The 14,473-nt window shown below is 66.6% G+C and carries 10 protein-coding genes; 6 read left to right on the top strand and 4 right to left on the bottom strand.

Going from position 1 to position 14,473, the window contains the following annotated elements:
* Positions 1 to 731 precede the first annotated feature (731 nt).
* Complete coding sequence (locus ACF1A1_RS27745; protein ID WP_392003683.1) at positions 732 to 1,586, bottom strand: class I SAM-dependent methyltransferase; 855 nt, start codon at positions 1,584 to 1,586, stop codon at positions 732 to 734.
* A gap of 112 nt (positions 1,587 to 1,698) precedes the next feature.
* Positions 1,699 to 2,970 carry an arginine deiminase family protein gene (locus tag ACF1A1_RS27740; RefSeq protein ID WP_392003681.1) on the bottom strand — a complete coding sequence of 424 codons (1,272 nt, stop codon included), beginning with the start codon at positions 2,968 to 2,970 and terminating at the stop codon, positions 1,699 to 1,701.
* A gap of 740 nt (positions 2,971 to 3,710) precedes the next feature.
* Between ACF1A1_RS27740 and ACF1A1_RS27735 the strand changes: the two genes are divergently transcribed.
* The 6 genes from ACF1A1_RS27735 to ACF1A1_RS27710 all read left to right on the top strand — a co-directional run bounded on the left by ACF1A1_RS27735 (position 3,711) and on the right by ACF1A1_RS27710 (position 12,964).
* On the top strand, positions 3,711 to 4,802 hold the full coding sequence (locus ACF1A1_RS27735; RefSeq protein WP_392003759.1) for an acyl-CoA dehydrogenase family protein: 1,092 nt from the start codon (positions 3,711 to 3,713) through the stop codon (positions 4,800 to 4,802).
* Position 4,803: 1 nt separating this feature from the next.
* Positions 4,804 to 7,767, top strand: a complete 2,964-nt coding sequence (locus tag ACF1A1_RS27730; RefSeq protein WP_392003679.1) for an amino acid adenylation domain-containing protein — start codon at positions 4,804 to 4,806, stop codon at positions 7,765 to 7,767.
* Positions 7,760 to 8,554: a thioesterase II family protein gene (locus ACF1A1_RS27725; RefSeq protein ID WP_392003677.1), complete on the top strand. Its 795-nt coding sequence runs from the start codon at positions 7,760 to 7,762 to the stop codon at positions 8,552 to 8,554. The genes ACF1A1_RS27730 and ACF1A1_RS27725 overlap by 8 nt, the downstream gene beginning before the upstream one ends.
* Before the next feature lie 67 nt (positions 8,555 to 8,621).
* The gene (locus tag ACF1A1_RS27720; RefSeq protein ID WP_392003675.1) at positions 8,622 to 10,601 is read left to right on the top strand and encodes a primary-amine oxidase; all 1,980 of its coding nucleotides are present in this window, start codon (positions 8,622 to 8,624) and stop codon (positions 10,599 to 10,601) included.
* Positions 10,602 to 10,619: 18 nt separating this feature from the next.
* A complete protein-coding gene (gene thpD, locus ACF1A1_RS27715) occupies positions 10,620 to 11,522 on the top strand; it encodes an ectoine hydroxylase (protein ID WP_392003673.1) in 903 nt (300 codons plus the stop codon).
* Positions 11,523 to 11,527: 5 nt separating this feature from the next.
* Positions 11,528 to 12,964 carry a gamma-aminobutyraldehyde dehydrogenase gene (locus ACF1A1_RS27710; RefSeq protein WP_392003671.1) on the top strand — a complete coding sequence of 479 codons (1,437 nt, stop codon included), beginning with the start codon at positions 11,528 to 11,530 and terminating at the stop codon, positions 12,962 to 12,964.
* Positions 12,965 to 13,003: 39 nt separating this feature from the next.
* Here ACF1A1_RS27710 and ACF1A1_RS27705 read toward each other — a convergent pair whose 3' ends face one another.
* A complete protein-coding gene (locus ACF1A1_RS27705; RefSeq protein WP_392003669.1) occupies positions 13,004 to 13,852 on the bottom strand; it encodes a GRP family sugar transporter in 849 nt (282 codons plus the stop codon).
* The gene (locus ACF1A1_RS27700) at positions 13,845 to 14,390 is read right to left on the bottom strand and encodes a MarR family winged helix-turn-helix transcriptional regulator (RefSeq protein WP_392003667.1); all 546 of its coding nucleotides are present in this window, start codon (positions 14,388 to 14,390) and stop codon (positions 13,845 to 13,847) included. The genes ACF1A1_RS27705 and ACF1A1_RS27700 overlap by 8 nt, the downstream gene beginning before the upstream one ends.
* Positions 14,391 to 14,473 lie beyond the last annotated feature (83 nt).

The following is a 14,473-nucleotide window of genomic DNA, read 5'->3' as shown; positions in this document are numbered from 1 at the left end:
AGACGAGCCCGGTACTGACGGATGTCAGGGGTGGGCGCCGCCGCCATCCCAGCCGGAGCCGCCGTTGGTCGTTTCCCACAGAGCGCGGCCACGCCGCCATGACGGGCAGGGTGCCGCCGCACCGCCTCTCGACCGACATCCGTTCAGGTCGGGCAGGGCGCGGCGGCACTCCGGTGAAGGGTGCTCAGATGTCCCGGAAGAGACCAGCGGCCGCGGTGACCTGTGGCGTTATACGGTCGTAGGTCGCTGACCTGCACGAATGATCCTTCGGATGTCTCACGCTCGTACCCGTTGATGCAGCCGGAAGTCCCAGAAAAGTCCAGGGAACTCCCACTGCCCGCAGTCAATCTTTCGGCTCTGTGCAGGGCGAGCCGGCGCGGTGCGGGCTGATGTTGGTGCATTGGTGATCCGCCCTGCACGAACGGCCACACGCGCTTCTCGAACGGCTCGCGGCCGGTCAGGACTCTGCGGCTGGCCGCGCTGGCCCACCTCTGCTACGAGTCCGGCGACCACCGTGAACTCAACCCGGGATCTCCTGACGCCGAATGACCGCTGCGCGTGTCCGGTTGCCCCGCTTCCTCCGGTTCAACCGGGTCCAGTGGCACCGTGTCGATCGGATCATCCTGACGCCGAAAGGCCCTCAGTGCTGTCCCAGACTGACGGCGTATCGGACCGGTGGCCAGCGTCTGTCCCGTCGAGAAGGGCAGAGGCTGGCCACCGCTCCGTCCTGGCTACGCCCTGGGCTTGATGGCCTCGGCCAAGAGGTGATAGCCGAAGTGGTTGAAGGGGGGCACCTCGGCGAGGAAGCGCTCGGTCTTGCTGACGAAGGCCCTGACCGACTCATCCCGCAGCACTTCGTCAGCCAGCCAGACAGCGAGAGGTGAATTGCCACGCAGCCGGGTGACGGTCATCCCGACGGTGGCGAACAGGGTGTTGAGGTCCTGGGGACTGAAGCTGTACCAGGGGGCTACGTACTCCTCTCCGCTGCGGGTCTTGGTGAAGAGGAGCTGTTTGCCCGCCACGTCGGTTACGTCGACTGAGGCGAAGCGGTCGCCGGTGAACATCTCCTCGAAGACGGAGTTCTTCACGCCCAGCAGCATCCTGCCACCGGGACGGAGCACACGGGCGACCTCGCCGAACACGGCCGGCCTGTCTTCAAGGGGGATGTGCATCAGGGCCAGCATGCTGGTGACGGTGTCGAAGGAAGCGTCCGGGAAGGGCAGGTGAGCCATGTCGCCCTCGCGTAAGTCCGCGGTCAGGCCGCGTTCGGCCAGCTTTCGCGATGCCACGTCCAGCATGGGACGCGAGATGTCGAGTCCGCTGACGTCCGCTCCCTTCTCGGCCATGGGTACAGTGAATCGGCCAGTACCGCATCCGATGTCGAGAACCTTCTCGCCGGAACGAATGGCGCCTATGAGGAAGTCGCGCTCCGACTGAGTGAACATGTCGTCACTGGGGCCGAGACCGGGTATCCGCTCGTCGTACTCGTCGGCGACCTGCTGGTAGACCGACTTGACTGTGGCCTTCTCCTCCTCGGGGTGGTTACCCTCGCCGACGAGGCCGGCTCGCTGCTCGTAGGTCGTCATGGTGATTCCTTCTCTCTGGTGGATGGATTGAGGAGGCAAGGCATTGTGTGTGTGGGGGGGGCAGGAGTTCTCCGCCGCACGGAGGAGCGCGCTTGAAGTGCTGTGGCGTTTCTCAGGCCGGAAGGGGATCGCGTACCAGTGGGCACGAGAGGCAATGCGGACCGCCTCTACCACGGACCAATTCAGCGCTGGGGATGGTGAGGACGTCGATGCCCGCCGCACTGAGTCGGTCGTTGGCCATGGTGTTCCGGTCGTAGGCGATGACCTTCCCTGGGCGGAGCGTGAGCACATTGGCGGCATCGCTCCACTGCTCGCGTTGTACGGCGAACTTGTCGTCACCGGTCTCGATCAGCCGAATACCGCTCAGCCCTATGGCGGTGGCCAGAGCCCCGAAAGGGTCCTCCAGGCTGGCGGCTCGCACCGTGGCGTCAGCGTTCAGCTTGAGGGAGAACCAGCTGCACTGATCCAGGTGCACTTGACTGACTAGAAAGCTCTCCTGATCGACCATCGTCATGAGGGTGTCCAGGTGCATGCACCGTCGCTCGTCGGGCAGCAAGACAGCGAAGACGTGAGTGGCCAGGCCGGAGGTCAGCAGGGCCTGAGCCGTCTGCTCGGCAGCGGCAGCCGTGGTCCGTTCGCCGACGCCGATCACCACGCACCCCGCGCCTGCCAGAAGAAGGTCTCCTCCCTCCAATGCGGCAGGCTCGAAGGGCTCCTGTTCCGGGATGCGCCGAGCACCCGCGGCGTCGGCTGCTGCGCTCAGCAGCAGGCTCTCCAGCCTGCGAGTTCGACTTGCCATGGAATTGGCGCTATACCGATCACCGATCCAGCTGCTGCTGTCGCGGACGAACATGGAGTTCACCAGTGGCGGCAGGACGAACCAGTCCGCGGGCCGGCCTCTGGCGCTGAGAGCGCTGCTGACACTGTGGGGCGAATACGCCGTCAGTTCTCCTAACGTCACACCGGTGAGCAGGAGTTCGGTTGTCCGCGCCGCAGTAGCAGAGGTCAGCAGGTCATGAACGGCGGCGGCAACGGCTCGGCCGAGCTGCTGCGGTCGAGCGGTGGCCGAAGCGACCTGTCGGCACACATCCGGTGCCGCGAGGGCGGCGGTCAGAACGGACGACAGTTCCACGGTGTCGACGCCGTTCTCCTGGAGCAGCCCAGTGAATCGGTCATGTTCGGCTTGCGCCGCTTCTGGCCAAGGAATCTCGTCGAACAGGAGGTCGGTGTGGTTGCTCGGGAGGAGCCGTTGCAGTTCGCGGGCCGGCCGATGGGTGAGGACCCTGCGCAAGGTGCCCACCTCGCTGCCGACCTCAGTGCCTAGAAAGGCGCGGTAATGCGCGTCGGGCGGTGGCTGCTCGTCACTGCTCGACCCGACTGTCATCAGAGGTGAGGAAAGGGGGCGGAATGGAGGAGAAGAGGGTGCCAAGGAACGCTTCACGGCCACCTTCTGGAGAGAGCCGGATCGGTGGGTTTATGGCGCTGTTCCTGTGCAGGGTCGCCTTGATAGGCGAGAGGCCGGCCCGGGTTGCCTGCGGGAGATGGCCGGGGGATGCAACAGCCAACTACAGCCCCCCGACAGGGCCGCGGGCGATACCGGCCCGTCAGACGGCCGCAATGACCTGATGAGAGGTCAGTATCGGCGTCGCTTGAGATTCAACGGTAGGAACGGGTTCATGTAGCTGTCAACAGTCGGGCAGTGCCGCTGGCTTCGTAAGGGACTGTCAATAGATGTTCTGATCTGCAAGAAAGTGGAGATGTAAAGGAATCGAGAAGGCATGTGACGCGTTCGTCGAGTGGTGAGGCGAAAACTCGCGCGTTTGAAATTTTTGTATTGGGAAGGTCCTGTTATCGATCTTCGGTGTGGAAACCTGAAGTGGATCGCGAGGGGTTGACATCGGCGTGGCTCCTCCCCGCACACTGAGGTAGGCCCAGATCAGTGCCTCTGTGTGCGGCGAGCTTGTCCGAGCAGCACGCATAACGGACTCGACTCCATGGGTGTGCGCCTGCCCTGCGTGCGGCGTGATTTCTTAGCTCCGAGACGGAGATCTTGTGACTGATGGTTTAGTTGTAGGAGAGTCGGCATTACGTAACGGAATTCGAGATCTGCTGGCTCGCCCGGATATGCGCGATGAACTTGAACGCATATGGGCGACGCCCTCTCACGAGGAATGCCCGCATGCCGAGACGGTGTACAGAGAGCTTGGGGCGCGCGGCTGGCTGGCACCGCATTGGCCACGTGAGTACGGCGGGCATGAGGCGAGTGCGTATGCCGCCGCGGTGACGGCCGAGGAACTCGCTCTGCACGGTGTTCCGGACAGTGTGCGAGTGAACACCATCGACAACGCAGGGGCCACGATCCTGGCCGCCGGGAGCGAGGAGCAGCGGCGGCGATACTGCCCGGGCATGGCTGCGGGAGAAATCGTGTTCTCCGTGCTGTTCACCGAGCCGCATGCGGGGAGCGACCTGGGTGGTATCACCACGACTGCCGAATCGCTCGGCGACAGTTGGCGCATCACCGGGTCGAAGATCTGGAATGCCCGCACGTCCAGGGCACAGTTCGGTATCTGCGCGGCGCGCACTCAAGGCCGGCGCGACCACTCGTATGCCGCCACCGGCTTGTTCATCGTGCCCTTGAACCATCCGCGGGTACAGGTCGAGCCCATTCGCACGTTCAACCCGGAGCAGTTCTTCTCCGTCCGGTTCGACGAGGTCGTCCTTCCGCCGGATGCTCTGGTGGGAAAGCCGGGCCAGGGGTGGTCCCTGCTGGCTGAGGCGCTGGGGCTGGAACGGACAGGTATCTGTTTCGCCGGACGGGCCCGGCGGTGGTTCGACCAGCTCGTCGCCGGCCTCCGTGCGCGCGGAGAGCTGGTCCGAGCTGAGGACGAACACGGTCTGGGGCGCCTGGACGCCGAGATCCGTTCCAGCCGGCTGCTGGCGTGGCGGGCGGTGCAGGGCGTTGCCGAGGGCGGTCTGAACGCCGCGGCGGCAGCTGCGGCCAAGTGGTGGACCAGCGAGCTGGCCCAGCGCGTGGCATGGCTGGCTTGGGAACTGCTCGGTCCGGTAGCCAACGGGGACGCGCACTTCCCCGATCTGGCTCTGGCGGCGCGGGAGGCTCCTGGGCTGACCTTGGCCGCCGGCACCTCGGAAATTCAGCTGACCACCGTGGCCACCGATCTCCTGGACGGCGGCGATCCGTGGGAGGAGGGGAACTGACATGCCGAATCTGACGGGATGGCAGCAGCAGCTCGTCCATGAGTTCGCCGAGGTTTTGACCTCCCCGGGCGCCTGCGCGACTGCGGCAACCGCTCGTGATGCGCTGGCAGGTCAGGGATGGACCAACATGTGTCTGAGCGTGGATGAAGGCGGTATGGGGCTCATGTGGGCCGAGACCGCGTTGCTGGCCGAACAACTCGGCCGCATCTGGGCGCCGAGCGACGTCATCGACGCGGTCGTCGCCGCGCCGGTTCTGGCCGCTGCCGCACCGCGCGAAGCGGTCTCCGTCATCGACGGCACGTCGGCCGTCGGCCTGGTCACCCCCACCCAGATGCACGGGTCTTCCTCCGCGCAGGAGCAGCAGGTTCCAGATGACGCGCGGCGAGCTTCGAGCAGGAGGCTGCAGACGGGCTGTCGCTTCACCGAGAGCCTTCCCCGCTACGTGCTCCTGCCAGTGCCCGGATCGCCGGAACAGGTCCGTGGCGTCGAAGCGACGGCGGCCGACGCGGTTCGCCGGCCCACTCCGGGCGGGGACCTCTGGGAACTGCACCCTGACGCAGCTGGTGCCCAGGAGATGTTCCGGGCGCCAGCCGCCTCGCTGTGGGCCGCCACGGCGTTATCGCGCAACGCGCACTTCCTCGGCATGGCGCTGACCGCGCTGGAGATGGCCACCGGTCGAGCACGCACCCGGCGGCAGTTCGGGCGGCCCATCGGGACGCAGCAGGCGGTGTCGTTCCCCCTGGCCACACAGCGTGCACGCCTGGAGGCGCTGCGTCTGGAAAACAACGCCCAATTGCTCAGGCTCGACGAGTGCGTTCTCGGAAGGCCGCACAGCGCTGCGTCTGCCGCCGGATTCGCCGCCATCGACGCCGACGCGGCCGCGGTGACCGATGCCGTGTGGCCGTTGCTATGTGAGTGCGTGCAGCACGCTGTCCATGTCCACGGGGCCTCAGGGCTGCAGGACGGTCAGTCGGTGGCTGTCGGCTATCGCCTGCTTCTGGCCGAAGCGGTGCGGCTCGGGCTGGGGGCGCAGCCCCGTGCCCGGACCTCTGCCGCGCCGCCAGGAGACAGTGATCCGATGCGGGGCCTCGGCCTGCACCGTGGCGCCCATCCCCACCAGCTGGCGCAACGGCGGGAACCGGCTGTCATCCGGGACACCGACAAGGCTCTTCCGTCCGGCTCGTGCGTACATGAGATGGTCGAGCAGGCAACCGTCCTCCACCCCGAGGCCGTAGCACTGCGCACGCCGACGGGCGAGATCACGTACCGGGAGCTGAACACCCGAGCCGAGCGATTCGCACACGCCTTGCGGGGACAGGGCATCGGAACCGACGACACCGTCGGCCTGCACATGCAACACGGCACCGACACCATCGTGGCCATACTCGCCGTCCTCAAGGCGGGAGCGTCCTACCTCCCCCTGGATCCCGGCTACCCGCCGGAGCGCATCGCGTTCATGGTGCGGGACAGCGAAGCCGCCGCAGTCATCACCGATCAGCATCCGAGCAGCCGACTCCTCGACCTGCCTGTTCCCGTCCTGACACGGGAACGGATGCAGTCCTCGCCCGGCCCGATGCACTCCGGAGCAACCGCCGCGCGGGCTCGTCCGGACTCCATCGCCTACTTGATCTACACCTCAGGATCCACTGGGACGCCCAAGGGGGTCGAGGTCGAGCACCGCAGCCTGGCCAACCGTTTGCAGTGGGACGCCGCAACCTTTCCCCTGGGACCGGGCGACGCGGTGTTGCACCACACGTCGTTGAGTTTCGACATCTCGGTGTGGGAGATCTTCACCCCGCTGATCTCAGGGGCGACTCTCGTCCTGGGAGCTTCCGGCCTCTCTCGTGATCCACACCGGCTGCTGCAGGTGATGCGCGATACCGGCGTCTCCGTCCTCGCCTGTGTTCCCTCCCTGCTGGACGTGCTGCTGGAGGAGCGGCACCCGGCGCTCGCCGACATCTCCGGTCTGCGCTACGTCTTCTGCGGAGGCGAGACGCTCTCTCCTGAGCTTTGCCGACGCTTTCACGCACTCGAATCATCAGCCGAGCTCCACAACTTCTACGGCCCCAGCGAATGCACCATCGATGTGACCTCCTGGCACTGCCGGCCGCAGGACGGTCTGTCGCAAGTTCCGATCGGTCGCCCCCTGACCCATGTCAGCGTCCATGTCCTTGACGAGGCGGGCGCGGTTGTTCCGCCGGGGTATCCCGGTGAACTGTATGTAGGGGGAGCAGGCGTTGCCCGCGGCTACCGCAACCGGCCAGACCTCACCACGGAGCGCTTCGTACCCGATCCGTTCACCTCACGGCCGCATGGGCGTCTCTACCGCACCGGTGACCTGGTCCGTATGAGCCGTGACGGGGTACTGCACTTCATCGGCAGGTCGGACGGACAAGTCAAAGTACGCGGGCACCGGATCGAGCTGGACGAGATCCGGTGCACCCTGGAGCGGCATCCCGAAGTGCGGACAGCGGTGGTCCGCGTCATGAGCGGGCGCATTGAGGCTCATATCGTGCCGACTCCCGCCGGCGAGCCCAGCGTTGGCGGGCTGTTGCAGCATGTTCGCTCCTCGCTACCGGAATACATGGTCCCCTCTGCGCTCGCCGTCGTCGACTCAGTGCCCGTGACGCGGAACGGGAAGATCGATTATGCGGCCCTGCCGCCGGTCCGTACCGAGCAGTCCGCCCCGGGGGACGGCGAGTCGACACTGGGCGGCAGCTCTGACGAACGTGACCTCACGGCACTGGCCACCCGTGTGCTCGGTGTGGAGAGCATGAGCCCGACCGACGACTTCTTCGCGGTCGGGGGAAGTTCACTGCACGCGGCCCGCTTTGTGTCGCGCGTACGCGCGGAGTGCGGTATCGACGTCCGCCTGGAGCAGTTCTTCGCCGCACCCACAATCAGGGATCTCGTCAAGGTGATACACGACCAGCCAAGTGATGAGTCGGGAGGCGGCCATGTCTAATCCGGGCGACTGGGTGGTGCGCTCCGGTGCGGCTCGCGACGTGTGCCGCATCCGCCTGGTGTGCTTCCCGCAGGCCGGCGGGGGCACACTCGCCTACCGGCCGTGGATGCCGGAGCTCGCCCCGGACGTCGAGGTCCTGCCCGTCGTCCTGCCGGGCCGCGACAGCAGGTACGGCGAACCGCCGATCTCGGATCTGGCGCAACTGGCCCGGGCCGCCGCAGAGGGCCTCCGGCCGGTCCTGTTCGACCAGGAGCACGACGTTCCCTACGCCTTCTTCGGGCACAGCCTGGGCGCCGTACTGGCCTATGAAACGGCACGCATCCTGAGCGACAAACACCACCCGCCCGCTCTGCTGATCGTTTCCGGCAGCGCGCCCCCGCACCGGGCTGCCACAGCGGTGCGCCCCTGCCACACCCTGCCCGACGAGGAGTTCCTCACCGAGGTCGTCCGCCTCGGTGGCATCGCGGACGCCGCCCTGGATGAACCCGAACTCGTCCGCATGATGTTCCCCGTCCTGCGTGCGGACTTCACCGCTGCCGAGACTTATGTGCACGCCACCGCCGCCCCGCTCGACTGTCCCCTGGTCGTGTACGTGGGCGACACGGACGCCGGCGTGCGCCGCGCCCAACTGACGGAGTGGGACAGGGCCACCAATGTGCGTCCAGTCCGGCACCGCGTGTTCGAGGGCGACCACTTCTACCTCGACGACGCCCGCCGCCCGCTCTTGCGGGCTCTGCGGGACGACTTGCAGGAGGCAGTGAACGCAGGGCGGACGCTGCGGCGCTGACGGGCACCCGGCACCGCATTCCCCCTGGCTTGCCGACACAGATCCCCCCTTGGCTTACGGAGGGCCTATGACCACCATGTCGACCCGCGACACGTCCACCGCCCCTCACCCTCTGGCCCCGCTGACCCCGCAGGAGATCCGCCAAGCGGTGAAGGTGGTAAAAGCCCAGCAGGAGTTCACAGCCGACACCCGTTTCGTGATGATCTCTCTCCAGGAACCCGACAAGCAGCGCCTGCTGCACCACGACGGTCACGAGGCTCTCCCCAGGAACGTCTTCATGGTGTTGCGCGACCGCAAGCGGCGCAGGTCCTACGAGGCGGTCGTCTCCCTGGACGCGGCGAAGGTCGTCGACTGGCGGTACCTGCCGGGCGTGCAGACGGCCATCACCGAAGAGGAGTTCGCCCAGTGCGATGCCGCCGTACGCTCCGATTCCCGCTGGCAGCAGGCCATGCGGCGGCGCGGGGTGGAGGACTTTTCCTTGGCCATGGTGGACGCCTGGCCCACCGGATACACCGGGGAACTGGACGACGCCTCCGGTCGCCGACTCGCCTGCCCGCTGACCTACGTGCGTGCCTTTCCCGGGGACAACGGATACGCCCGCCCCGTGGAGAACCTCGTGGCGCTGATCGACCTCGACACCATGGAGGTGCTCGAGGTGACGGACAAGGGGGTTGTGCCGCTGCCTCCGCTGTCGGGCAACTACGACCCGGCGGTGCGCACTCCCGACAACAACTGGCCGGCAGTGGTGGAGGAGCGCCAGGACCTCAAGCCCATCGACATCACGCAGCCCGAGGGACCGAGCTTCACGGTGGACGGCTACGCGGTGGAGTGGCAGAAGTGGCACTTCCGCATCGGTTTCACCGTGCGCGAGGGCCTCGTCCTGCACCAGGTGGGTTACCAGGATCAGGGCCGGATCCGGTCCATCCTGCACCGCGCCTCGCTGGCCGAGATGTACACCCCCTACGGAGACCCGGGCTTGACCCATTACCGCAAGAACGCCTTCGACGAGGGCGAGTACGGTGCCGGGTTCATGGTCAACGCTCTGGAACTGGGCTGCGACTGCCTCGGCGAGATCCACTACTTCGACGCCGTGGTGCATGACCAGGACGGCGAACCCGTCACGCTGCCCAACGCCGTGTGCATGCACGAAGAGGACATGAACATCGCGTGGAAGCACACTGACTTCCGCACCGGCAAGGTGGTGACCAGGCGTCAACGTCGGCTGGTCATATCCTCCTTCGCCGTCCTGGGCAACTACCAGTACGGCTACTTCTGGTACCTCTACCTGGACGGAACGATCAAGTTCGAGGTCAAGCTCACCGGAATGGTCTCCACCGGGGCTTTCAAGGGGGAGTGCCCGCCATACGGCACCGCCGTCGCCCCCGGCCTCTACGGCCCCCATCACCAGCACTTCTTCTCCATGCGTCTCGACATGGCCATCGACGGCCCGCGCAACTCGGTCTACGAGGTCGACTCCGTGGCGCTCCCCGTCGACGAGCACAATCCGCACGCCAATGCCTGGCGCACACGGCACCGGCTGCTGGAATCCGAGCAGCAGGCACAGCAACGAACCGCGCACGCCGCCACGGGCCGGTTCTGGAACATCGTCAATCCGCACCAACACAACGGCCTCGGGCAGCCAGTGGGGTACAAGCTGGTGCCCGACTCGGGTCTTCTGCCCATGCAGCCAGAGGGCAGCCAGGCATGGGAGCGGGCACGTTTCTGCTACGGACACCTGTGGGTGACCGCGTACGACCCCACACAGTTCTACGCGGCCGGCGACTACCCCAACCAAAGCCGTGGCGGCGAGGGACTGCCCGCCTTCGTGCGGCAGGACCGGCCGCTGGCCGACACCGACGTGGTGGTGTGGCACACCTTCGGCGAGCACCACATCGTGCGCCCCGAGGACTGGCCCGCCATGCCCGTGGTGAGCACCGGCTTCGCTCTGCGCCCCAACGGATTCTTCGACGGCAATCCCGCCCTGGACGTGCCCGCGCCGAATGGATGCGGCAGCACGACAGCCTGCCACGACCAGAACCCCTTCTAGACGAAAGGCACCGGCAACATGAGCACCACTCTGACCGACCGTTACCCCACTCGTCTGCTTTCTCCCGCCCCCGCCCTTGCGCGCGAGGATCCGACGGCCTGGGGCACCGCCGAGGACGGCCCGCTGTCAGCCGATCGACTGGATGCGTTTGACCGGCTCGGCTTTCACGCGGAACAGGCTCTCCTCACCCGGAAGGAGGTCGAGGTCCTCCAGGGGGAAGCGGCACGTCTCGCCGCCGACTCCGCCCTGCGCGAGGACGAGCGCACCGTCATCGAGGAGAAGTCGCAGGAGGTCCGCTCGGTCTTCGAAGTGCACCGCATCAGCGAGGTCTTCGCCCGCTTGACCGCCGATCCCCGGGTGGTGGGCCCTGCCCGTCAGATGCTCGGCTCAGAGGTGTACATCCATCAGAGCCGGGTCAACTACAAGCCGGGCTTCGGCGGGGGCCCCTTCTACTGGCACTCCGACTTCGAGACATGGCACGCGGAAGACGGCATGCCGGCGCCGCGAGCGGTGAGTGTCTCCATCGCCCTGACCGAGAACTACCCCTACAACGGCAGCCTGATGATCATTCCTGGTTCGCACCGCACCTTCGTGCCGTGCGTGGGCCGGACACCCGACGATCACCACCGCAACTCCCTGCGCACCCACTCCGTGGCTGTCGGGATGCCGGACGAAGACTCGGTGCGTGAGCTCGCTCACAAGGCGGGCGGCATCGAGCAGTTCACCGGGGCGCCCGGATCAGCCACCTTCTTCGACTCCAACTGCATGCACGGGTCGAACGGCAACATCACGCCGTACTCGCGGTCCAACATTTTCATCGTCTTCAACAGCGTCGACAACGTCCTCAAGGAACCCTTCGGCGCTCCCGCCCCACGGCCGACGTACATCGCCAGCCGTGATTTCACACCCGTGCCGAGGTGAGGACAGTGACTGCGCAGCAAGCACTGCAGAACTTCATCGGCGGACGCTACCGCCAGGCGATGTCCGAGGAAACGCTCGACCTGACCGACCCGTCGACTGGCCGCGTCACCGGCAGCGCACCCGTGTCCGGCGACGCGGACGTCGATCTAGCCCTCACCGCTGCACATGCCGCATTCGAGAAATGGCGGGACGTCGCTCCGGGGCAGCGGCAGCTCAGCCTGATGCGCATAGCTGATGCTATGGAGCGACGTGCGGACGAGTTCGTCCGCGCGGAGGCAGTGCATACAGGCAAGCCTCTGCATGTCACGGCGGCCGAGGAAATGGGCCCGATGATCGACCAGATCCGCTTTTTCGCGGGAGCCGCGCGCTTCCTGGAGGGCAAGTCGGCGGGGGAGTACATCGCGGAGCACACCTCGTTCGTGCGCAGGGAGCCGCTCGGAGTATGTGCCCAGGTCACGCCGTGGAACTATCCGCTGATGATGGCCGTGTGGAAGTTCGTGCCCGCCGTGGCGGCGGGCAACACAGTGGTCCTGAAGCCTTCCGACACCACACCCCTGACGACGTTGATGCTCGCCGAACTGGCCGCCGAGTTCCTGCCCGACGGCGTGTTGAACGTCGTCTGCGGCTCCCGGGAGACAGGGCGCCGACTGGTACGGCACCCTGTGCCGGCCATGGTGTCGGTGACCGGCAGCATTCGGGCGGGGACCGAGGTGGCCGGAGCCGCCGCCGCGGATGTCAAACGCCTTCACCTGGAGTTGGGCGGCAAAGCACCGGTCGTCGTTGCCGCCGATGCTGATCTGGCCCAGGCTGCCCAGGGCATCGCCCAGGCAGCCCTCTTCAACGCCGGACAGGACTGCGCCTCGGCCTGCCGGGTCATCGTGGACCAGTCTGTGCACGACGAGTTCGTGGCTGCGCTCACACAGGAGGTCAAAGGTCTGACCACCGGTGCCCCCGACGACCCGACTGTCTTCTTCGGCCCGCTGAACAGCGCCGTGCAGTTGTCCCGGGTCCAGGACCATCTCCGAAACCTCCCCTCACACGCCCAGGTGGTCAGCGGGGGAAAGGCCCTACCGGGCCAGGGATACTTCCACCAGCCCACCGTGGTGACGGGCCTACGGCAGCAGGACCGGGCTGTTCAGGAGGAGATCTTTGGACCGGTCATCACCGTCCAACCCTCCAGCGGTGACGAAGAAGCCCTCCGCCTCGCCAACGGAGTGCGGTACGGTCTCGCGTCCTCGGTCTGGACGCGGGACCACCGACGCGCAATGACCATGGCCCGGAGGATCGACGCCGGCTGTGTCTGGATCAACTGCCACATCCCGGTCGCCGCCGAAATGCCGCACGGGGGGTTCAAGCACTCCGGCTACGGCAAGGATCTCTCGTCCTACAGCCTGGAGGACTACACCCGGATCAAGCACGTCATGACCTACCTGGGGTCGTAGCCGCACCCGCTGGCCCTCGGTGACAGAGGGCCGGCGCTTTCATTGCAGCGCGATGAGCCCGATGGCGAACGCCGCACAGGCCAGACCGACGGCCTGACGGCGGTTCAGGCGCTCCTTCAGGAGCACCAGGGCGAGGAGGACGGGGATAGCAGGGTAGAGGGCGGAGAGTACGGTGGCGATGGCCATGAGCTGCTGCCTGGTGGCCTCCAGGTACAGCACGATCGCGACTGTTCCCAGCGCGCCGGCCGTCACGGTCGCTGCCCATGGCCGTCCCGTCAACATCCAGCCCGCACCGTAGGATCCCAGGACCGCGGCGATGACCGCGACAGAGACTACCCGGCTCAGCACCACTGGCCACAAGCCGCTGTCCTTGTCCACCTGTGCCATGGCCAGGAATTGAATACCGAACCCCACGCTGGCGACCAGGGCACTGGGCACCCCGGCGGACACCGTCCCTCGCCGCTTGTCGTCCGGCTCCTGCGTACTCTGCGAGACCAGCCACAGTGTCGGTAGGACAGCGGCGATTCCTACCCATGCGGGGGGCGCCGGGCGTTCCCCAAGGAAACTCACCCCCACCAGGACCGGCAGGGCCACGGCTCCCACGTCGCTGACCGGGACGACCACGCTTATCGCACCCTGCGACATCGCGCGGTACAGGAAAGCCACACCCACTCCCGTCCCCACCCCCGACATCGCTCCCCACCCGTAATCGGCGAGCGTGGCGGATCCGGCGTCCAGGAACAGTGCCAGGGGCAAAGCGATCAAGGTACCGCCCAGTTGGGCATGCAGCGCCACGGTCAGGCCATTGTGTCTGCGCGACACCAGCCCGTTGATGAAATGCGTGATGCCGAAACACAGGGCGGACAGCAGAGCGAGCAGTTCACCCATGTTCACGCTCGCGGCTCGCCCGGTGGTCCCGGTCCGCCTGGCCCACTGGGCAATTTTCACCACCCTCGACACACGCACTCCGGTCGCACAGCCGACAGATCTTCTCGGCGTCACCAGGCTGCCGGTACAGGCCCGTCAGCAGCTTGCTCAGCAACGTGCCGAGCTGCTCCCGCTCACCCTCGTCGAGGTGGCTCAGGGCCTGCCGCAACACGTTGCCCCGGCAGGCGAGGAGAGTGTGCGCCGCCTGCTCGCCCAGTTCACTGAGTCGGAGGCGGACCCACCCGCCCCAGCTGGCTTCTTTGCGTACTAGTCCCTGACTTTCCAGGCCCCCGACCATACGGGCCGCCGCTGACTGGCTCAGCCCCACCCGCCGCCCCAGCTCGGTCACGCTCAAGCCGGGATCCGTGGACAACACCACGAGCGCGGCAGCCCCGCTCGAACTGGTGCTGGCCGCCCTGGTCGCCTCGGCTACCACCACGTCACTGAGGGCCAGCGTGGCGGCCCCCAGAAGATTCGCTGTACGGAAGTCGTCATGCATGACTCATGCATAACCCCGCTGAGGTGCGGGAAACACTTTCGGCGCAAACCTGCGGGAGTCACCTATCCGGCTCCGTGTCGATG

Source organism: Streptomyces sp. NPDC014995, from assembly GCF_043080745.1.
Lineage (GTDB): Bacteria > Actinomycetota > Actinomycetes > Streptomycetales > Streptomycetaceae > Streptomyces.
This window is presented reverse-complemented; position numbering and strand designations above follow the sequence as displayed.